Genomic DNA, 19,929 nt, shown 5'->3' with positions numbered 1-19,929 from the left:
GCAAAGCCTTGCGGTTGGCAGGATTCTAGGCAGCGCTGTCGGGGCGGTCCAATGACATTCCATGAATAGCTTTATCAACGATGCTTAAGAAGCCGTTGCGGCATCGCCCGCCGGGCCGGCCGGCCGGGCTGGCCGACATGCCGTCCGGCGAAGCGCGCGCGAAATGTTCCTTGACACTGGATTTTCCAGCCGATAACCTTCGAAACGCACATTGCACACGATGTACATTTAAAGCCACGAAAGACCAACAGAGAGAGACAGGAGCGGACATGAAGCTGGTACGGTGGGGACAGCCCGGCGCCGAGAAGCCGGGCGTGCTGGATAACGAAGGACAGGTGCGCAGCCTCGTCGGCATGGTCGACGACTGGCATGGCGCGGCGCTCGCGGACGGCTCGCTCGCGCGCGTCGCGGCGCTCGACCCGCGCACGCTGCCGGCGGTCGCGCCGGGCGAGCGGCTCGGGCCGTGCGTCGGCGCGGTCGGCAAGCTCGTCTGCGTCGGCCTGAACTACACGGACCACGCGAAGGAAGCCAACATGGCGGCGCCCAAGGAGCCGATCCTGTTCCTGAAGGCGACCAGCTCGATCAACGGGCCGTTCGATCCGGTCGAGATCCCGCGCGACGCGCAGAAGGTCGACTGGGAAGTCGAGCTCGGCATCGTGATCGGCAAGACCGCGCGCTACGTGACGAAGGAAGACGCGCTGGCGCACGTGGCCGGCTACTGCGTGGTGAACGACGTCTCCGAGCGCGCCTTCCAGCTCGAGCGCGGCGGACAGTGGGACAAGGGCAAGGCGGCGGACACCTTCGGCCCGCTGGGCCCGTGGCTCGTCACCGCCGACGAGGTGCCCGACCCGCAGGCGCTGGCGCTGTGGCTCGAGGTCGACGGCGTGCGGCGCCAGGACGGCAGCACGCGCGACATGATCTTCGGCGCGGCGGAGCTGGTGTCGTACATCAGCCAGTTCATGAGCCTGCAGCCGGGCGACGTGATCGCGACCGGCACGCCGGCCGGCGTCGGCATGGGCCTGAAGCCGCCCGTCTATCTCCAGCCGGGACAGACCATGACCGTCGGCATCGCCGGTCTCGGCGAGCAGCGCTCGACCGTGGTGGCGTTCGGCGCGGCAGTGGCGCGCTGACCTCGCCGGCACGGCAATACGGCGATACGGCGATACGGCGACACGCGGCAAGAACCGCCAAAACGACTACAACTGGACGGGGGAGCACAACGGCGGCGGCCCGCGCACCTGCGCGGGCCGCTGCTCCGTCACGTCCGCGCAAACCGCGCAAACCACGGCGCATGGCATCCCCCGGCAGGCATCCGGACACGCACCAAGGGTAATCACTAGCCATCGCCACATTGACATCCCGCGACCCCGTCATTACTCTGAATGCACATTGGATGCAATGTACCAAATAACATCAAGACGCAGGCAGCGCATCTGCCGATAAAGCAGTCAACAAAGCAGTCAACAAAGGAGACACTCATGGAGACACGCTCGCGCTGGACGCTCATATGGTTGCTGTTCGTGGGCGGGGCGATCAGCTATCTCGACCGCGCGGCGCTGTCGATCACGGCGCCGCTGGTCGCGCAGGAACTGCATCTGGACCCGGCGCAACTGGGCATCGTCTTCAGCAGCTTTTTCGTCGGCTACGCGCTGTTCTGCTTCGTCGGCGGATACGCGGCCGACCGCTTCGGCCCGAAGCGCGTGCTGACCGTGTCGATGCTGGTCTGGTCGCTGTTCTGCGGCCTCACCGCGACCACGGTCGGGCTGGCCAGCCTGCTGGCCGTGCGCGTGGTCTTCGGCATGGGCGAAGGGCCGTTCTGCGCCAACATCAACAAGCTCGTCTCGAACTGGTTCCCGCGCGCGCAGCAAGCCAGCGCGATCGGCATCGCCAACTCGGGACAGTCGCTGGGCGCGGCGCTGGCCGGCCCGATCGTCGGCTTCCTCGCGGTCAGCGTCGGCTGGCGCGTGTCGTTCGTGATCATCGCCTCGGTCGGCCTGCTGTGGGTGATAAGCTGGCTGCTGATGGCCAAGGACAACCCCGAAGTCGCGCCCGACGAGCCCGCCACGGCCAGCGCGGAAGCGCCGCGCGAGACCACCCCGGGCACCGTCACGCCGCTGCGCGAGTACCTGCTGCAGCCCGCCATTCTCGCCACCGCGTTCGCGTTCTTCGGCTACGCCTACATCCTCTACTTCTTCCTGTCGTGGTTCCCCAGCTACCTGACGATGGCGCATCACCTGAGCATCCAGAAGATGGCGGTGGTCAGCGTGATTCCGTGGGCGGTGGGCGCCACCGGCCTGATCGCCGGCGGCGTGGTGTGCGACTACCTGTTCCGGCGCACCGGCCGCGCGATCTTCGCGCGCAAGGTCGTGCTGATCACCAGTCTCGGCGCCGGCGCGGCCTGCATCGCGGCCACGGGCACCGTCACGGAACTCACCAGCGCCGTGGCGCTGATGGCGACCGGGGTGTTCTTCATGTACGCCTCGTACAACACCTACTTCGCGATCGTGCTCGATACGGTCGAGAAGGACCGGGTTGGCGCCATCGGCGGCTTCATCCACTTCATCGCCAACCTCGCGGGCATCGTCGCGCCGGCGCTGACGGGCTTCCTGGTGCAGTGGTCGGGCAACTTCAAGAGCGCGTTCCTGCTCACGGGCCTCATTGCCGCGCTCGGCGCGATCCTGGTGGCGGTCTGCGTGCGCACGCCCAAGCGCCAGCCGCGGTTCGAGCCGGGCATCGCATGAGCGCCGCCGGGCCCTCGCCTCTTCATTCCAACCTGCCAGCCGTACCGACATGACCCATTTCGCCACCATCGAGGAACTGCGCCAGCGCGCCAAACGCCGCGTGCCCAAGATGTTCTACGACTACGTCGACGCCGGCTCGTGGACCGAATCGACCTACCGCGCGAACGAGGACGACCTCGCGCGGCTCAAGTTCAGGCAGCGCGTGGCCGTCGACTTCAGCCGGCGCAACCTGGCCTCGACGATGGCCGGGCACGCCGTGTCGATGCCCCTCGCGCTGGCGCCGACCGGCATCGCGGGCATGCAGCACGCGGACGGCGAGATCCTCGCCGCGCGCGCGGCCGAGCGCTTCGGCGTGCCGTTCACGCTGTCGACGGTGAGCGTGTGCTCGATCGAGGACGTGGCCGCGCACACCACCAAGCCGTTCTGGTTCCAGCTCTACATGATGAAGGACCGCGTGTTCATCGCGGACCTGATCCGGCGCGCGCAGGTGGCGGGCTGCTCCGCGCTGGTGCTGACGCTCGACCTGCAGATCCAGGGGCGCCGGCACAAGGACCTGCGCAACGGCCTGTCGGCGCCGCCCCGGCTCACGCTGCGCAATCTCGCGCACCTCGCGCGCTATCCGGCGTGGTGCGCCGGCATGCTGCGCACGCCGCGCCGCACGTTCGGCAACATCGTCGGGCACGCGCCGGGCGTGACCGGCATCGCCTCGATGGCCGAGTGGGCGCAGAACCAGTTCGACCCGACGCTCACCTGGAAGGACATCGAGTGGGTGCGCAGCCAGTGGAACGGCAAGCTCATCCTCAAAGGCATCCTCGATCCCGAGGATGCCAGGATCGCGCTGGACTGCGGCGCCGACGCGCTGATCGTGTCGAACCACGGCGGGCGCCAGCTCGACGGCGCGCCGTCGACGATCTCGATGCTGCCGCGCATCGCCGAGGCCGTGCGCGGCGAGATCGAGCTGCACATGGACGGCGGCATCCGCTCGGGGCAGGACGTGCTCAAGGCGCTCGCCTGCGGCGCGCGCGGCGTGTACATCGGCCGCGCGTTCCTGTACGCGCTCGGCGCGCTGGGCGAGGCGGGCGTGACGCGCGCGCTCGAGATCATCCGCGAAGAGCTCGACATGACGATGGCGCTGTGCGGCATCACCGACGTGCGCGAAGCCGACGGCCGCATCCTGCTCGACGGCGGGTTCCGCATGCCGGCCCGCGGCGTGCCGCACGTCACGGTCACGGGCGCGCCGGCGCGCGCGCTGGCGGGCTGACAACCGGTTCATCACCACTGTTTCACCATTTATCACCACGTCACACAACCCACATAACAATTCACTGGAGAAGATTGCATGTTGAAGTCACTGACTCCGCAACAGGTCGAGCACTTCCAGAAGTTCGGCTACGTCGCGCCGATTCGCGTGATGCCGGTCGAGAAGGCGCTGGAGCTGCGCAAGCGGCTCGAAGATTTCGAGCATTCGGACAGCCCGCTCGTGAAGAAGGCGCTCAACCTCAAGAGCCACCTGCTGTTCCCGTGGCTCAACGAACTGGTCGGCAGCGATGCCGTGGTCAACGCGATCGAGGACCTCTACGGCGAGAACCTGCTTGCCTGGGCCAGCAGCTTCTTCATCAAGAACGCGCACGACCCGGCCTTCGTGTCGTGGCACCAGGACTCCACCTACTGGGGCCTGTCCAAGCCCGACGTGGTGACCGCCTGGGTCGCGCTGTCGGAGAGCAACCGCGCCAACGGCGCGATGCAGGTCATCCCCGGCACGCACCTGCTGGACCAGATACCGCACCGCGACACGTTCTCGGCCAACAACCTGCTCACGCGCGGCCAGGAAATCGCCGTCGAGGTGGATGCGTCGCAGGCGGTGTCGATCGAGCTCGAACCGGGCGAAATGTCGCTGCACCACGTGCGCATCGTGCACGGCTCGCCGCCCAACGACTCGGCCAACCGGCGCATCGGCTACGCGATCCGCTACATCCCGACCTACGTGCGCCAGCTCGAAGGCGAGGACAGCGCCACCCTGGTGCGCGGCACCGACACCTTCAACACGTTCGAGCACGAGCCGAGGCCGACCGCGGAACTGGACCCGGCGTTCGTCGCGCTCCATCAGCAGATCGGCGAGCGCAACTGGAAGATCCTGTACAAGGGCGCGGCCCAGCAGCGCTGAGCGCAACCGGACGCAACGATCAACGGAGGGAGACGGTTTGGGATTCAATGCAGCAGTCATGGTCGAAGCGGGCAGCCCGCTTCGGGTCGCATCGCTCGATCTGGCGGCGCTGGAAGACACCGACGTCGTCGTGCGCGTGCGCGCGACGAGCTTGTGCCACACCGACCTGGAAGCGGTGCGCGGCGACCTGCGCACGCCGCTGCCGTTCGTGCCCGGGCACGAGGCGGCGGGCGTGGTCGAATGGATTGGGCGCAGCGTGCGCAGCGTCGCGGTCGGCGACCACGTGGTGACGTCGTGGAACCCGCACTGCAACACCTGCTTCTACTGCCGGCGCCAGCAGCATGTCCTGTGCCAGCCCTACCGCGACCACGCGGCGCAGTCGTTCCATTTCGACGGGCGTCCGCGCCTGGCGTGGGACGGCCAGCCCGTGCATCAACTGATGTATTCGGGCAGCTTCGCCGAGCTGTGCGTGGTCAGCGAAGACTGCGCGATTCCGGTCTCGCGCGACATCCCGTTCGCGCGCGCCTGCCTGATCGGCTGCGGCGTGATGACCGGCTACGGCGCGGTGGCGCACGTCGCGCAGGTGGAGCCGGGCGCGACGGTGACGGTGATCGGCTGCGGCGCGGTCGGGCTGTCGGCCGTGCAGGGCGCGCGCATGGCCGGCGCGGCGCGCATCATCGCCATCGACCGGCAGCCGCAGCGGCTCGAGGTCGCGCGCAAGCTCGGGGCCACGCACGCGCTGGTTGCCGACGACACGCTCGGCGCGCTGCACCTGGAGCTGACCGAAGGCCGCGGCGCGGACCATGTGTTCGAGGCGGCGGGCAACCCGGCCGGGTTCCGCGCCAGCGTCGACCTCGTGCGCCCCGGCGGGCAGGTGGTGTGGCTCGGCAAGCTGCCGGCCGACGCCGAGATGGCGTTCCGCTGGGGCGCGCTGATGGGCGAGAAGCGCATCGTGCGCTCGAGCTACGGCGCGGCGCAGCCGGCGCGCGATTTTCCGGCGCTGGCGCAGGCGTATCTCGACGGCACGCTGAAGCTCGACGAATACGTGACCTCGACGATCACGCTCGGCGAGGTGAACGAGGGGCTCGACCGGCTCGCGGCGGGCAGCGACATCCGCGCCGTGATCGAGCTATGATCCCGCGCCATCCTCCCCTGCAGGACGGATGGATCGACGCGCCGCACCGCGGCGCGGCGCTCGGCCGCTTCCCGCTCGAATCGGGCGAGGCCATCGACGACCTGCGCCTGTCCTACGTCGTGCACGGCGACCTGGACGACAAGTCGAAACCGGTCGTGCTCGGCCTGTGCGCCATCGGCAGCACGCACCACCGGCTGGATTTCCTGATCGGCGCGGGCCGCGCGCTCGATCCCGCGCGCTATACGACCATCGTCGTCGACGCGCTCGGCAACGGCCTGTCCTCGTCGCCGTCGAACTCGGCCACGCAGCCGGGCGAGCGCTTTCCGCGCTTCACGATCCGCGACATGGTGCGCAGCCAGAAGCGGCTGCTCGAGCAGCTCGGCGTCGCGTCGCTGCACGCGGTGGCGGGCGCGTCGATGGGCGGCATGCAGGCGCTGCAATGGGGCGTGTCGTATCCGGATGCGATGTCGCGCATCGTCGCGCTGGTGCCGATGGCGAAGACCGCGCCCTGGTCCCAGGCGCTCAACGAGACGGCCCGGCTCGCGCTGCGCGCGGGCGGCGCCGGATCATCGGCGGAGGTCGACTGGACCGCGTGGGTCGCGGTCACGCACATCCTGGCCATGCGCAGCCCCACGCGCTTTGCCGCCGATGCCACGCTGAACGGCATGCACGACTGGCTGGCGCGGCGCACGGCATGGTGGCGCCGGCAGCAGGCCGATCCCCTCGACTGGATCTACCAGTCGTGGGCCTACGACGCGCACGACGTCGGCACCACGCCGGGCTTCGGCGGCGACACGGCGCGGGCGCTCGCCGCGATCCGGGCGCGGACCCTGATCGCGGTGCCGCGGCTCGACCTCTACAACCCGGTCGAGGCAGGCATCTGGGCAGCGCAGCACATCGCGGACTGCCAACTCGTCCAGCTGCCCAGCCAGGACGGGCATCTGGCGGCATCCGAAGCGGACCCGGAGACGGCGGGCCGGATCGACCGGGAAATCGGCATGTTCCTGGCCTGAGCGCATGGCGGTGGCAGCGGCGGCGGCGGTAGCGGCGGCGGCTGTACGCGGCGCAAGTGCGGTAGTATCGTTCAGCCATCGCGTCCACTCTTCCTGCCCATGAGCCAGTTGTCCACCAGCGCCAGTTTCCCGCCCGCCGCATCCAACGATGCGGAGGTTGGCGGATCGATCCAGCATCGCACCTATCAGTTGCTGCGCGAGATGATCGAAAGCGGGCGCATCGCTCCGGGAGAAAAGCTGCTCGAGGCGCAGGTGGCGAGGTCGTTCAGCATCGGCCGCTCGCCCGCGCGCATCGCGCTCGCCATGCTGTGCTCGGACCGTTTGCTCGTCGAGAACGAAGGGCGCGGCTACCGGGTCGCGGGCAAGGCCCGGGGCGAATGCGCGGGCCGCGTCGCCACGCTCGAGCAGGTCGACCTGACCGGCGAGCCGCAGTGGCAGCGCATGTATGCCGCCGTCGAGCGGGAGCTGTGCACGCGCGTGCTGTTCGGCACCGTGCGCATCACCGAGGAACGCCTCGCGGAACACTTCGACGTCAGCCGCACGGTCGCGCGCGACGTGATGGCGCGCATGCACAGCGTCGGCATGCTGTCGAAGGACAAGGGCGGACACTGGATCGCGGAGCGCGTGACGCAGGAGCGCATCGGCCACCTGTTCGAGATGCGCTGCCTGGTCGAGCCCGTGGCGCTGGTGCAGGCGGCCGCGCGCGTGCCGCGCGCCTGGCTCGAAGGCGTGCGGGACAAGCTGGCCGCCCAGATCGCCAGCGGGCAGCGCGAGGCCAAGGACATGGACGAGGCGGAGACGGACCTGCACATCCGCCTGCTGTCGTATTGCCCGAACAAGGAAATGACGGTCGCGCTCGCGCGCACGCACGTGCTGTTCGTGCCGACCCGGTACCTGGCCGACCCGTACCTGCAGATTCCCGGGCAACTGATCAACGATGCCTTCACCGAACACCTGCAGATCATCGACGCCCTGCTCTCGGACGACCCGCAGCGCACCGCGAGCCTGCTGTACGAGCACATCAACGAGGCCAGGAAACGCTGGATGCTGCGCTTCGACATCGTCAGCAGGATGAAGCAGCCGCCGCTGCCGTCCTACCTGAGCAAGGTGAAGGACGAGTAGCCGCTCGCCGCGCGCAAGGCGCGGCGGGTCAGGCCCGCCTGCCTCGCGCCGCTCAGAACTTGTGCCGGATGCCCAGCAGCACGCCGGTCTGGTTCTTGCCCGGCACGGTCGATCCGAAGCCGCCGGTGCCCAGGTTCGAGTCATCCTTGTTACGCGTGTAGGCCACGTTCAGGTAGACGTCCGTGCGGCGCGAGAACGCATAGCCGCCCGACACGATGAACAGCCACGGATCGGCGCCGGAGGCGCGGAAGTCCTGGTAGTAGGCCGCGCCGGTCAGCGACCACGCCTGCGTGATGTCCCACTGCACGCCCGCCCAGTACAGGTTCGTCGTCTGGTTCAGGGGCGCCGTCATGGTGCGTCCGTAGCGGTAGCCCAGGTAGGTCTTGGTCGGCCCGATGGCGTAGGTGCCGACCAGCGCCGCCTTGCGCGTGCGGTCGCCCTCGCTCGCCACGGTGTCGCCGTCCTGCTCGTCATAGACGGCGGCCACGGCCAGCGGCCCGCTCTCGTAGGCGAGGCTGGCGCCGTATTCGCGGCCGACCGTGAAATGGCCGGGCACCTCGCCATTGGTGCCGGCGGTGCCGTCGGCGCCGAAGCTGTACAGCAGCTTGGCCGTCACCGGGCCGAACTTGCCCGTGTACTTGAGCGAATTGTCCGCGCGCGACTGGAAGACGTCGTCCTGCACGCCGATCGAATAGCGCGTGGAAATGCCCATCGGATCGTACTGGACGCCGATGTCGTACATCGGCGTGTTGTGGCGGCCCAGCGTCAGCGAGCCATAGGCGGTGCTCAGCCCCACCCATGCCTGGCGCCCGAACAGCCGCCCGCTCTGCCCGCTCTTGCCGTCGTCGACGTTGTAGCCGCTCTCCAGCGCGAAGATGGCCCGCATGCCGCCGCCCAGGTCTTCCGCGCCGCGCAGCCCCCAGCGCGAGCCGGACAGGTTGCCCGACTGCATCCGCACCACGCTGTCGCCGGCGCCCTTCTGATGATTGGCGAACTCCACGCCGACGTCGGCCACGCCATACAGCGTCACCGACGACTGCGCGAACGCGCTACTGCCGGGCAGCCCCGCAAGGGCCGCCACCACCAATGCTGTTTTCTTCATGCTTCAGGTTTCCCCTCGTTGTCAAAGTCGAGTGCCGGTCTGGCTCGTGCCGGCGTGTACCAACCCTGTCCAGGCACAAGCGCCACGGCCCCGGCGGAAGCCCGGAGTCATGTGTTTTTTGTGTGACAGGATGTCTTATCGGGTCGCGAGGGAATGCAGGCACGAAAGGCCCGCCCTGTGCCATGAACAGCACAAAACCGTGCCCACCCCCTTCGCAATGGCGACAATTTCATCAATTGGCGTATCCATTGTTTCAGCGGGCGACGCCAATATAAAGTGTCTATTGTGAATCCAAAACACCATAAACAATACATTTAGCGTGCGGGATGCTGCGAAACGCCAGATCGGAGGGGGCGAGGCGCGGCGGCGCGAAGGAAGCAGGCCGGGTCTGCAGTGGCGGGTCCGGACGAAGGTGTCCGGAGGTCGCCGGGCGGGCCGCGGACCGGCACGGCGCCGGTGGCAGGATGGCGCTGCGGCGCGGCATAGCGGCAAGCGCGCACGCGCCTGGGGAAAATACCGATGGTCTCGCACCGGGAAAGGGAAATCGCGTCCGCCAGGTGGTTCGCCGGGCGCGCCGGTGGTGCCCGGCCGGCAGCCGGCATGCACCGCCGCGGGGAGCGGGCGTGCCGCCCAAGTATTCGTTGATTTTTTTATATCAACAAAATACACTTAATCGCAGCACAACCCGCAGCACACCGCGGTTGCACCATAGCGACAGCGCCCGGACCCGACCACGTTGCCGCGACAATATCCGACTCCGAGAACGCTCCCTCCCATGTCCAGCCATCCCGACGACCATTCCGCCTTCCGTGACACCGTTCCCCACTGCCCGCTGATCGAGGTCAGCGGGCCGCCGCGCGAGCGCGGCCGGCAATACGGCGAACAAGCCGCCGCGCGCATCCGGCGCGGCATCGACCACTATGCGCGGCAGCTGGAGAGCAACAAGCTCGGCTGGCCCGAGCTGCGCAAGATCGTGGCGACCTTCGAGCCCACCATTGCCGCCTTCGACGCGACCTACATCGAGGAAATGAAGGGCATCGCCGAAGGCGCGCAGGTGGAATACGCCGCCGTGGTCATGCTCAACGCGCGCACCGAGGTGCTCAAGCTGGCCGACCGCATGCGCAACCAACAACCGGTGCCGCTGGACCCGGACGGCTGCACCGGCGTGGTGGCGCTGCCCTGCGCCACCGCCAGCGGCCGCGTGATCCACGCGCAGAACTGGGACTGGAAGGCGGAATGCGCCGAATCGTCGGTGGTGCTCAAGGTGCACCGCGAAGACGGCCCCGACTACCTCACCTTCACCGAGGCCGGCGCGCTGGCGCGCTCGGGCATGAACGCGGCCGGCATCTCGATCACCGCCAACTACCTCGAATGCGAGCGCGACTACCGCACGCTCGGCGTGCCGCTGGCGCTGATCCGCCGCAAGGTGCTGGAGCAGCGGCGCCTGGCCTTCGCCATGCAGTCGGTGTACGTGAGCGCCAAGTCGGCGGCCAACAACATGATGGTGGCCCACGCCGGCGGCGTGGCCATCGATTTCGAATGCGCGCCCGACGAGACCTTCCAGGTGCTGCCCGAGCAGGGCGTGATCGTGCACGCCAACCACTGGCAGAGCCCGGTGGCGCTGTCCAAGCTGCGCGACCTCGGCATCCAGAAGATGCCGGACTCGCTCTACCGCGACGAGCGCGTGCGCCAACTGGTGCTGCCGCACGTGGGCGGCATCACCGTGGACACCATCAAGCGCGCGCTGTTCGACGATTTCGAAACCCCGTATTCGGTGTGCCGCCCGCCGCGCCCGAACACGAGCAACAACCTGTCGGCCACGGTGGCAATGATCGTGATGGAGCCGGAGCTGGGCGTGATGGAAGTGTCGATGCTGCCCGCGCTGCATCCCACCTTCGCCACCTTCACTCTGGACATGGAAATCCAGCAGCCGCGCACGGATGGCGCGGCCCCCGCCCACCGGCGGGCAGTCGCCGCCTGACGCGGCCGGAGGAGAGATGGAGACGAGACGAAAAAACGCCGCGCGGCCGCTGGCCCGGCTGCTGACGGCAACCTTCACCCTGGCGGCGTGCCTGGCCCTGGGCGCGCCCGCGCTGCATGCCCAGCCGGCGCAGGACACGCTGCGCATCCGCCTGAACGCGGACATCCGCTCCACCGATCCCGGCATCAACCGCGATGCCAACACCGACGCGGTGGTCTCGCACATCGTCGAAGGCCTGGTGGCGTTCCGCGAGGACACTACCGTGGGCCCGCTGCTGGCGCAGAGCGTGACCACATCGCCGGACGGCCTGACCTACACTTTCGCGCTGCGCCCGGGCCTGAGATTCCACAACGGCGCGCCGCTCACGGCCGACGACGTGGTGTTCTCGTGGCACCGCTACATGACGCCGGCCAACAACTGGCGCTGCCTGTCCGAGTTCGACGGGCGCGGCCAGGCCAAGGTGCTGAAGGTGGAAGCGAAAGACCCGCTGACCGTGGTCTACACGCTGGACCGCCCTTCCGCGCTGTTCCTGGAAACGCTGGCGCGGCCCGACTGCGGCGGCGCCGGCGTCTACCACCGCAGCTCCGTCGGCCCCGACGGCAAGTGGCGCGAGCCGGTCGGCACCGGCCCGTTCAAGCTCGCCGAGTGGAAGCGCGGCCAGTACATCGACCTGGTGCGCAACCCCGACTACGCGGCCCTGCCCGGCAAGCGCGACGGCAACACCGGCAACAAGACCGCCGAGGTGGCCAGGGTGCGCTTCGTGGTCATCCCCGACGTGGCCGCCTCCAAGGCCGCGCTGCTGTCCGGCGGCGTGGACCTGATCTTCGACGTGGAGGACAACGACCTGCCCGAATACCGCAGGCACCCCGAGCTGGTGATGCAGAGCATGCCCACCATGAGCCTGAACGGCCTGCTGTTCCAGACCCGCGACCCGCTGCTCAAGGACGTGCGCATCCGCCGCGCGCTGGCCCTCACGCTCGACGTGCCGGAGATGGTGGACGCCCTCACCGAGGGCACGGCGCAGCCGAACCGCTCGGTGATCCCGCGCGCCAGCCCGTTCTACGGCCGCGCGCAGTCCGGCATGCCGGGGCGCGACATCGCCGCCGCGCGCAAGCTGCTGGCCGAGGCCGGCTACCGCGGCCAGACCATCAAGATCCTGGCCACCAAGCGCTACAACTCGCTGTTCGACATGGCCGTGCTGACGCAGGCGATGGCCAGCGAAGCCGGCCTCAAGGTGGACGTGGAAGTGCTCGACTGGGCCACCATGCTCGACCGCTACAACCGCGGCGACTACCAGGCGATGGCCTTCACGTACTCCGCGCGGCTCGACGCCTCGCTCTCCTACGAGATGATCATCGGCCCCAAGGACCGCCAGCCGCGCAAGGTGTGGGACACGCCCGAGGCCATCCGCCTGCTGGGCAACAGCATGAACACCACGGACCGCGCGCAGCGCCAGGCCATGTTCGACAGCCTCGACGCGCGCCTGCTCGAAGACGTGCCGGCGGTGTTCTTCTACTCGGAGATGCGCACCAGCGCCGCGCGCGACTACGTGAAGGGCTACAAGGGCTGGCCGATGGGCCAGCCGCGCGCCTGGGGCGTGTCGCTGGCCAGGCGCTAGCGCCGCTCCCGCCCCGCATGCACCACAGCCAGATGAACATAACCGGAGCCTCCCTTGTCTTCGTCCTTCCTGCTGTACCTGCTTAGACGCGCGCTGTGGACGGTGCCGACGCTGCTGCTGGTGGCGGTGCTGGTCTTCGTGCTGATGCGGCTGATCCCCGGCGACCCGGCCCAGCTCATCCTCGGCGACGCCGGCACCGCCGAGCAACTCGCCGACCTGCGCGCCCAGTTCGGCCTCGACAAACCCATCCTGGTGCAGTTCGGCCTGTGGCTGTCGCACATGGCCAGCGGCGACTTCGGCCACTCGCTGAGCAGCGGCGAAGCGGTGCTGCCGCTGCTGCTCGAGCGCTTCCAGGTCAGCGCCGCCATCGTGCTGGTGGCGGTGGGCGCGGCCACCCTGCTGGCGGTGCCGGCCGGGCTGTTCGCCGCGTGGAAGCAGAACTCGCTGACCGATACGGTGATCGTCGCCGGCGCCACCTTCTTCCTGTCGATCCCGAGCTTCTGGCTGGGCCTGCTGTTGCTGCTGTTCGTCGGCCTCAAGCTGGGCTGGGTGCCGGTGGTGGGCTACGTCACCTTCAGCCAGGACTGGCGCGCCGCGGCCAGCTACCTGGTGCTGCCGGTCATCACGCTGACGCTGATCGAGATGGGCGTGCTCACGCGCATGGCACGCTCCAGCGCGATCGAGACGCTGCGGCTGGAATACGTGACCCACGCGCGCGCCAAGGGCCTGTCTGAGCTGCGCGTGCTGCTGCGCCACGTGCTGCCCAACGCCTTCGCGCCCACCTGGACCCTGATCGGGCTGGTGCTGGGCAACCTGCTCGGCGGCATCGCCGTGCTGGAAACCGTGTTCACGCTGCCCGGCCTCGGCCGGCTGCTGGTGGACGCCATCTTCGCGCGCGACTATCCCGTGGTGCAGGGCTGCCTGCTGTTCACCGCGGGCATCTACGTGCTGGTCAACCTTGTCGTGGACCTCTTCTACCCTCTCTTCGATCCGCGAGTGGCGACATCATGAAACTACGCACCAACGCGCTGATAGGCGGCCTGCTGGTGGCCACGGTGACGGCGATGGCGCTGCTCTCCGTGATCTGGACGCCCTACAACCCGCTGCGCCTGAACCTGCGCATGCGGCTCAAGCCGCCCGGCAGCCTGCACTGGCTCGGCACCGACGAATTCGGCCGCGACATCCTCTCGCGCCTGCTGGCCGGCGCCGGCGCCAGCCTGCTGGTGGCCGCGCTGACCGTGCTGGTGGCGCTCCTGCTCGGCACGCTGCTCGGCCTGATCGCCGGCTACTTCCGCGGCAGGATCGACCGCGTGATGATGGTCTTCAACGACGCGCTGCTCGCCTTCCCCGGCATCCTGCTCGCGCTCGGCATCATGGTCGTCACCGGCGCCAACAAGTACGGCATCGTGCTGGCGCTGGGCCTGGCCTACACCCCCACCGTGGTGCGGCTGGTGCGCGGCACAGTGCTGTCGCTGCGCGAGAAGGAATACGTGGAAGCCTCGCGCGTGATCGGCAACAGCGAGCTCGTCACCATGCTGCGCCACATCCTGCCCAACTGCGCCGCGCCGCTGATGGTGCTCGGCACCTCGATGTTCGGCTGGGTGGTGCTGGCCGAAAGCGCGCTGAGCTTCCTCGGCCTCGGCGTGCCGCCGCCCGCGCCCACCTGGGGCAACATGCTGTCGTCGGGCCGCCCCTACATCGAATCCGCCGCCTGGCTGGGCATCGCGCCCGGCGTGTGCATCGCGCTGACGCTGCTCGGCATCAACCTGCTGGGCGACGCGCTGCGCGACTGGCTCGACCCCCGCATGGAGCCACGATGAATTCCAGGATGAACGCCCGCATGCCCGCCCCCCAACCGGTCCCCCAATCGCTCCCCGCCGGCCAGGGCGCCCCGCTGCTGAGCGTGCGCGGCCTGACGCTGCGCAGCGCCGCCGGCACGCCCATCCTCAACGGTATCTCCTTCGACATCGCGCAGGGCGAGGTGCTCGCGCTGGTCGGCGAATCCGGCAGCGGCAAGACGATGGCCGGGCGCGCCGTGATGCGCCTGCTGCCGTCGCAGGTGCGCCAGACCGGCGGCACCATCACGCTGGCCGGCCACGACGTCGCCACGCTGCCCGACCGCGGCATGCGCTCGCTGCGCGGGCAAGTCGCCGGCATGGTGTTCCAGGAGCCGATGGTTTCGCTCAACCCGGCCATGACGGTCGGCGCGCAACTGTGCGAAGGCCTGATGCTGCACGAGAAGATCCCCGCGCAGGCCGCGCGCGAGCGCGCCGTGGCCATGCTCGCGCGCGTGCAGATCGCCGACCCCGAAGGCTGCATGGCGTCCTACCCGCACGTGTTCTCGGGCGGCATGCGCCAGCGCATCATGCTGGCCTGCGTCATGCTGCTCAAGCCGCGCCTGCTGATCGCCGACGAGCCGACCACCGCGCTCGATGCCCTGAGCCAGCGCGAGGTCATGCAGATCATGGCCGACCTCACGCGCACCAGCGGCACCGCCGTGCTGCTGGTCACGCACGACCTGCAGCTGGTCGCGCACTATGCCGATTCGGTGCTGGTGCTCAAGCGCGGCGACCAGGTCGAGTCCGGCCGCGCCGGCGAGGTGCTGCGCAACCCGCGCGAAGCCTATACCCGCAGCCTGATCGCCGCGCTGCCGCGGCGCGACGACAGCCGCCCCGCCGTGGCCGACGCGCCGCCGGTGATCGAGGCGCGCAACGTTGCCGTGGCCTACCCCGGCGCGCACCGGCTGTTCTCGCGCCAGGCGGACAAGCTCGCCGTCGACGGCGTCTCGCTGGCGATCCGGCCCGGCGAAGTGGTGGCCGTGGTCGGCGGCTCCGGCTCGGGCAAGACCACGCTCGGGCGCGCGCTGATCGGCCTGCTGCCGCTCGCCGGCGGCGAGATCCGGTTCCGCGGGCAACCGGTCGGCAGCGGCGGCCGGCAAGACCGGCGCGACTTCCGGCTGGCCTGCCAGATGGTGTTCCAGGACCCGTATTCGTCGCTCGACCCGCGCCAGCGCATCGGCGACATCGTGGCCGAGCCGCTCAACCACGGCGAGCCGCTCACGCGCGCCCAGCGCCGCGCGCGCGTGGACGCCATGCTGGCCGAAGTCGGGCTCGACGGACTGGGCGAGCGCTATCCGCACGCGCTCTCCGGCGGCCAGCGCCAGCGCGTGGCCATCGCCCGCGCGCTGATCCGCCGGCCCGCGCTGGTGGTCGCGGACGAACCCGTGTCCGCGCTCGACATGACGATCCAGAAACAGGTGCTGACCTTGTTCCGGCAACTGCAGGCGCAGCACGGCTTTGCCTGCTTCTTCGTCTCGCACAACCTCGCCGCGGTGTCCGAGGTGGCGGACCGCATCGTCGTGATGCACCAGGGCAGGATCGTCGAGCAAGGCAGCGTGGCCGACATCTTCGACCGGCCGCAGCACGACTACACGCGGGCGCTGCTGGAAGCCGCTTATGTCGCGCCGGGGCAGCGGGCACCGCTGTCGGTGGCGGAGGATGGCGCGGGGTCGCTGGCGCTGGGGGCTGCGGCTTCGTGAAGCGCCGGCACTGCTGCCGGTGCGCTCCCCTCTCCCGCTTGTGGGAGAGGGGCCGGGGGAGAGGGCAGGCGCCCAGATCCCACCGCTAGCGCCAGAGCACCGCCACCGTCTCCGCCCCATGACAAGCCACGTAGTTGTCGCAGGCGGCACAGGACGGTTCAGGACAGGGATGCAGATCCAGCCGCCGGCACAACTCGTGGTAGAAGAATTTCTTCCACTTCATCTCCGCGGTGTTGGCCGCATAAAGCGCGGGAAAGTATTCCTGCAGCAGGCGCGAGACATCGTGCCGGCCGGACAGCCCCATGTCCTGCCACAGGTGCGAGCCGCCGAAGCAGCCGCTGGCCAGCGCGTGGGCGGCCCAGCGCATCGCCGGGCGGCTGGCGTCGCCCGAGGCGATCAGCATGTCCACCAGGTCGGGAAACTCGCAGGGCAGCGCGGCCGCGTCGACGGGGGCGGACTCGGGTGCCCATCCCGCCGCCCGGGCACCCGGAAAGCACTGCTCCAGCATGCGCCAGAACTCCGCCTCGTCCAGCCCGAGCCATTGCGCGAAACGGGGCAGCCGGCCCGCGTCGGCGCTCTCCAGCACGCCCGCCAGCGCGCGCGCCGCGGGCTCGCCGGGAGACAGCGAAAACGCATCGAGGATCAGCAACGACTGGTTCACGGCACGGCCTTGTGAAGACGGGCGCCGCGACTGGCTGGCGGCGCCCGGTTTCCGAAATATAGCGTTGTATATAACGGTAGTCAAACCGGCGCCGCCCCGCTCCACCTGGCCCTGCCCCGCTCACACCGCGCCCGCGATGTATTCGCGCAGCCACCGGTGCGCGGGATCGCGGTGGCTGCGCTCGTGCCAGAGCATGGCCATCTCGTAGCCCGGCACCGCGAGGGGCGGCTCCACCACCTGCAGCGCACCAACGCCGTGCACGAGGCGCGCGGGCAGCATCGCCACGAGGTCGGTCGTCGCCAGCACCGACATCATGAAAAGGAAGTGCGGCACGGACAGCACCACCCGGCGCGTCAGGCCCGCCTGCGCGAGCGCGTCATCGGTGACGCCGCGGAATCCCCCGCCGTCCGGCGACACGATCACGTGGTCGAGCGCGCAGAACTGCGCCAGCGTCGGCCGCCGCTTCAGACGCGGATGGCCGGCGCGGCCCGCCAGCACGTAGCGCTCCGTGAACAGGGTGCGGTGGCGCAGGCCCGGCGACGCCTCGTCGCCGACGTGGAAGGCAAGGTCGATCTCGCCCTGCTCCGCCTGCTTCGCGATGCGCGGCGGCATCAGTTCGAGCACCGCCAGCCGGACGCCGGGCGCCGCCGCGCGCAAGCCGTTCAGCGCCGGCAGCAGGACGGTCGACTCGCCGTAGTCGGAGGCCGCCACGCGCCACGTCTGGCTGGCCGTGGCCGGGTCGAACGGGCTGGCGGGCGCGACCGCGCTTTCCAGCGCCGCGAGCGCCTCGCGCAGCGGTTCGCGCAGCGCCTCGGCGCGGGCCGTGGGCCGCATCCCGCGCGGCCCGGGCAGCAGCAGCGGGTCGCCGAGGATCTCCCGCAGCCGGGCCAGGTGGACGCTGACCGACGGCTGGGAAAGATGCAGGCGCTGCGCCGCGCGTGTCACGTTGTGCTCGGCAAGCAGGACGTCCAGCGTCACCAGCAGGTTGAGGTCCAGTCGTCGCAGATTATTCATGGCAATACCTGGCATATGGATTATTCATTTCCAATATACCCGGCGCGGGCCTACCTTGCTGTTCTCGCCACCACCCGGCTCATCGCAACCCGAGACCCAGCCATGCACGTACTTCTCGTCTACGCCCATCCCGAGCCCCGCTCACTGAACGGCTCGCTCAGGGACTTCACGGTCAGGCATCTCCGGGAGGCCGGCCACGAGGTCCAGGTCTCGGACCTCTATGCCATGAAGTGGAAAGCCGCGCTCGACGCGGACGACAACACGGACCACCAGCCCGGCGCGCGCTTCGACCCCGCCCTCGACTCCGGGCACGCATTCGAGCACGGCACGCAGAGCGCGGACATCGCGCGCGAACAGGACAAGCTGCGCTGGGCCGATGCCGTCATCCTGCAGTTCCCGCTGTGGTGGTTCTCGATGCCGGCGATCCTCAAGGGCTGGGTGGAGCGCGTCTACGCCTATGGCTTCGGCTACGGCGTGGGCGAACACTCCGACGCCCGCTGGGGCGAGCGCTACGGCGAAGGCACGCTGGCCGGCAAGCGCGCGATGCTGGTGGTCACGGCCGGCGGCTGGGAGTCGCACTACGGCCCGCGCGGCATCAACGGCCCGATCGACGACCTGCTGTTCCCGATCCAGCACGGCATCCTGTACTACCCCGGCTTCGACGTGCTGCCGCCGTTCGTGGTCTACCGGACCGGCCGGGTCGACGAAGCACGCTTCGCGGGTATCCGCGATGCGCTCGGCCAGCGCCTCGACGGCCTCGGGACAACCGCGCCGATCCCGTTCCGCGCGCAGAATGCCGGCGCCTACGACATCCCGGCGCTCACGCTGCGGCCCGGCATCGCGCCGGGCCGGACCGGCTTCGCCGCGCACGTCGACGCGCGCGGCAGCCAGGACCAGCGCCCGGGCTAGAGCGCCAGTTCCCCCAACCGCTCGAGCGGCACCGGCGCCGAGATGGCAAAGCCCTGCAGCAGGTCGGCGCCGAGCGACCTTGCCAGCGCCATGTCGTCGTCGCTCTCCACGCCTTCGGCCACGGTCTGCAGCTCCAGCGAGCGCGCCAGCTCCATCGACAGCGAGAGCAGCCGGCGCGCGCGCTCGGCATGGCGGGCCCGGTGCAGCATGGTCTTGTCGATCTTGACCTGCTTGAACGGCAGCAGGCCGAGCGCCTGCAGCGAGGCATAACCCGCGCCGAAGTCATCCTGCGAGATCACCATGCCACGGTTCGAGAGCGCGTTGAGGTTCTCCAGCAGGCGCGCCTCGCCCTCGCACCCGAGGCGCGTCTGCTCGGTGAGCTCGAGCACCACCCGCGCAATGTCGAGGCCGTGCGACATGCTCGCGCGCAGCAGCACCGGAATGAAATCCACCGCCGCCGCCGTGCGCGGGTTGACGTTGAGCGAGAAGCGGCCGTGGTAGCGCGGAAAGCGCGCCTGCACGCGCGCGCAGGCGCACAGGAAGTGGTCCATGAGCAGGGTCTCCACGCCGTGGCCCGCCATGCTCTCCACGAACTTGTCCGGCGCGTGCTCGCAGCCCTTGTCCGACCAGCGCGCCAGCACCTCCAGCCCGACGATGCCGCCGTGCCGCGCGCTGATCTGCGGCTGGAACACCGGATAGATATGCCCCAGCTCGATCGCGCCGACCAGCTCGGCGCGGCTCAGCGCGAGCAGGTCGTCGGTCTGCAGGTTGCGCTCCACCACCTCCGCGCCCGGCGGCGCGAGCTCGGGCGCGCCCAGCCGCTGCCCCAGTTGCGCGATGCGTTCGGCCAAGGCGTCGCGCGGGCCCTCCTCCGGCCCCGTGACGGACGCGTCCGGCCTGTCCGGCCCCGGACAGGCGCCAGCCTGGCCAC

Annotated in this window: 17 protein-coding genes; 13 read left to right on the top strand and 4 right to left on the bottom strand. The window is 69.6% G+C overall.

Features of this window, described 5'->3' with window-relative positions:
* Positions 1–269: 269 nt before the first annotated feature.
* The 7 genes from KF708C_RS26365 to KF708C_RS26335 all read left to right on the top strand — a co-directional run bounded on the left by KF708C_RS26365 (position 270) and on the right by KF708C_RS26335 (position 8,175).
* The gene (locus KF708C_RS26365; RefSeq protein WP_059413976.1) at positions 270–1,130 is read left to right on the top strand and encodes a fumarylacetoacetate hydrolase family protein; all 861 of its coding nucleotides are present in this window, start codon (positions 270–272) and stop codon (positions 1,128–1,130) included.
* Positions 1,131–1,478: 348 nt separating this feature from the next.
* Entirely contained in the window at positions 1,479–2,741 is a 1,263-nt protein-coding gene (locus tag KF708C_RS26360) for an MFS transporter (protein WP_020201524.1), read from the top strand.
* Between the two features lie 49 nt (positions 2,742–2,790).
* Complete coding sequence (locus KF708C_RS26355; protein WP_059413974.1) at positions 2,791–4,002, top strand: alpha-hydroxy acid oxidase; 1,212 nt, start codon at positions 2,791–2,793, stop codon at positions 4,000–4,002.
* A 78-nt stretch (positions 4,003–4,080) separates the two neighbouring features.
* Entirely contained in the window at positions 4,081–4,905 is an 825-nt protein-coding gene (locus KF708C_RS26350) for a phytanoyl-CoA dioxygenase family protein (protein ID WP_020201526.1), read from the top strand.
* Positions 4,906–4,942: 37 nt separating this feature from the next.
* On the top strand, positions 4,943–6,040 hold the full coding sequence (locus KF708C_RS26345; protein ID WP_231586588.1) for a Zn-dependent alcohol dehydrogenase: 1,098 nt from the start codon (positions 4,943–4,945) through the stop codon (positions 6,038–6,040).
* Positions 6,037–7,053, top strand: coding sequence for an alpha/beta fold hydrolase (locus KF708C_RS26340; RefSeq protein ID WP_059413971.1), 1,017 nt, complete (start codon positions 6,037–6,039; stop codon positions 7,051–7,053). Before KF708C_RS26345 ends, KF708C_RS26340 begins: the two co-directional genes overlap by 4 nt.
* A 99-nt stretch (positions 7,054–7,152) precedes the next feature.
* Positions 7,153–8,175, top strand: a complete 1,023-nt coding sequence (locus KF708C_RS26335; RefSeq protein WP_082079922.1) for a GntR family transcriptional regulator — start codon at positions 7,153–7,155, stop codon at positions 8,173–8,175.
* 52 nt (positions 8,176–8,227) lie between these two features.
* Here the strand turns inward: KF708C_RS26335 and KF708C_RS26330 are convergent, their stop codons facing one another.
* Positions 8,228–9,277 carry a porin gene (locus KF708C_RS26330; protein WP_059413969.1) on the bottom strand — a complete coding sequence of 350 codons (1,050 nt, stop codon included), beginning with the start codon at positions 9,275–9,277 and terminating at the stop codon, positions 8,228–8,230.
* 775 nt (positions 9,278–10,052) lie between these two features.
* Here KF708C_RS26330 and KF708C_RS26325 point away from each other — a divergent pair.
* From KF708C_RS26325 to KF708C_RS26305, 5 genes are read left to right on the top strand one after another with little or no spacing between them, the layout of a single operon-like run.
* Complete coding sequence (locus KF708C_RS26325) at positions 10,053–11,258, top strand: C45 family autoproteolytic acyltransferase/hydolase (RefSeq protein WP_020201531.1); 1,206 nt, start codon at positions 10,053–10,055, stop codon at positions 11,256–11,258.
* Positions 11,259–11,274: 16 nt separating this feature from the next.
* On the top strand, positions 11,275–12,876 hold the full coding sequence (locus KF708C_RS26320) for an ABC transporter substrate-binding protein (protein ID WP_231586587.1): 1,602 nt from the start codon (positions 11,275–11,277) through the stop codon (positions 12,874–12,876).
* A 54-nt stretch (positions 12,877–12,930) separates the two neighbouring features.
* Entirely contained in the window at positions 12,931–13,887 is a 957-nt protein-coding gene (locus KF708C_RS26315) for an ABC transporter permease (RefSeq protein WP_059413967.1), read from the top strand.
* A complete protein-coding gene (locus KF708C_RS26310; protein WP_020201534.1) occupies positions 13,884–14,696 on the top strand; it encodes an ABC transporter permease in 813 nt (270 codons plus the stop codon). The genes KF708C_RS26315 and KF708C_RS26310 overlap by 4 nt, the downstream gene beginning before the upstream one ends.
* 20 nt (positions 14,697–14,716) lie before the next feature.
* A complete protein-coding gene (locus KF708C_RS26305; protein WP_063923069.1) occupies positions 14,717–16,414 on the top strand; it encodes a dipeptide ABC transporter ATP-binding protein in 1,698 nt (565 codons plus the stop codon).
* An 85-nt stretch (positions 16,415–16,499) separates the two neighbouring features.
* Here KF708C_RS26305 and KF708C_RS26300 read toward each other — a convergent pair whose 3' ends face one another.
* Complete coding sequence (locus KF708C_RS26300) at positions 16,500–17,075, bottom strand: nitrogen fixation protein NifQ (protein ID WP_020201536.1); 576 nt, start codon at positions 17,073–17,075, stop codon at positions 16,500–16,502.
* Positions 17,076–17,195: 120 nt separating this feature from the next.
* Entirely contained in the window at positions 17,196–18,089 is an 894-nt protein-coding gene (locus tag KF708C_RS26295; RefSeq protein WP_059413964.1) for a LysR family transcriptional regulator, read from the bottom strand.
* A gap of 102 nt (positions 18,090–18,191) precedes the next feature.
* Between KF708C_RS26295 and KF708C_RS26290 the strand changes: the two genes are divergently transcribed.
* Complete coding sequence (locus tag KF708C_RS26290; protein ID WP_059413962.1) at positions 18,192–18,998, top strand: NAD(P)H-dependent oxidoreductase; 807 nt, start codon at positions 18,192–18,194, stop codon at positions 18,996–18,998.
* Here KF708C_RS26290 and KF708C_RS26285 read toward each other — a convergent pair.
* Entirely contained in the window at positions 18,995–19,849 is an 855-nt protein-coding gene (locus KF708C_RS26285) for an EAL domain-containing protein (RefSeq protein WP_020201539.1), read from the bottom strand. The genes KF708C_RS26290 and KF708C_RS26285 overlap by 4 nt on opposite strands.
* Positions 19,850–19,929 lie beyond the last annotated feature (80 nt).

It is taken from the genome of Cupriavidus basilensis (assembly GCF_000876015.1).
GTDB lineage: Bacteria > Pseudomonadota > Gammaproteobacteria > Burkholderiales > Burkholderiaceae > Cupriavidus > Cupriavidus basilensis_B.
This window is presented reverse-complemented; position numbering and strand designations above follow the sequence as displayed.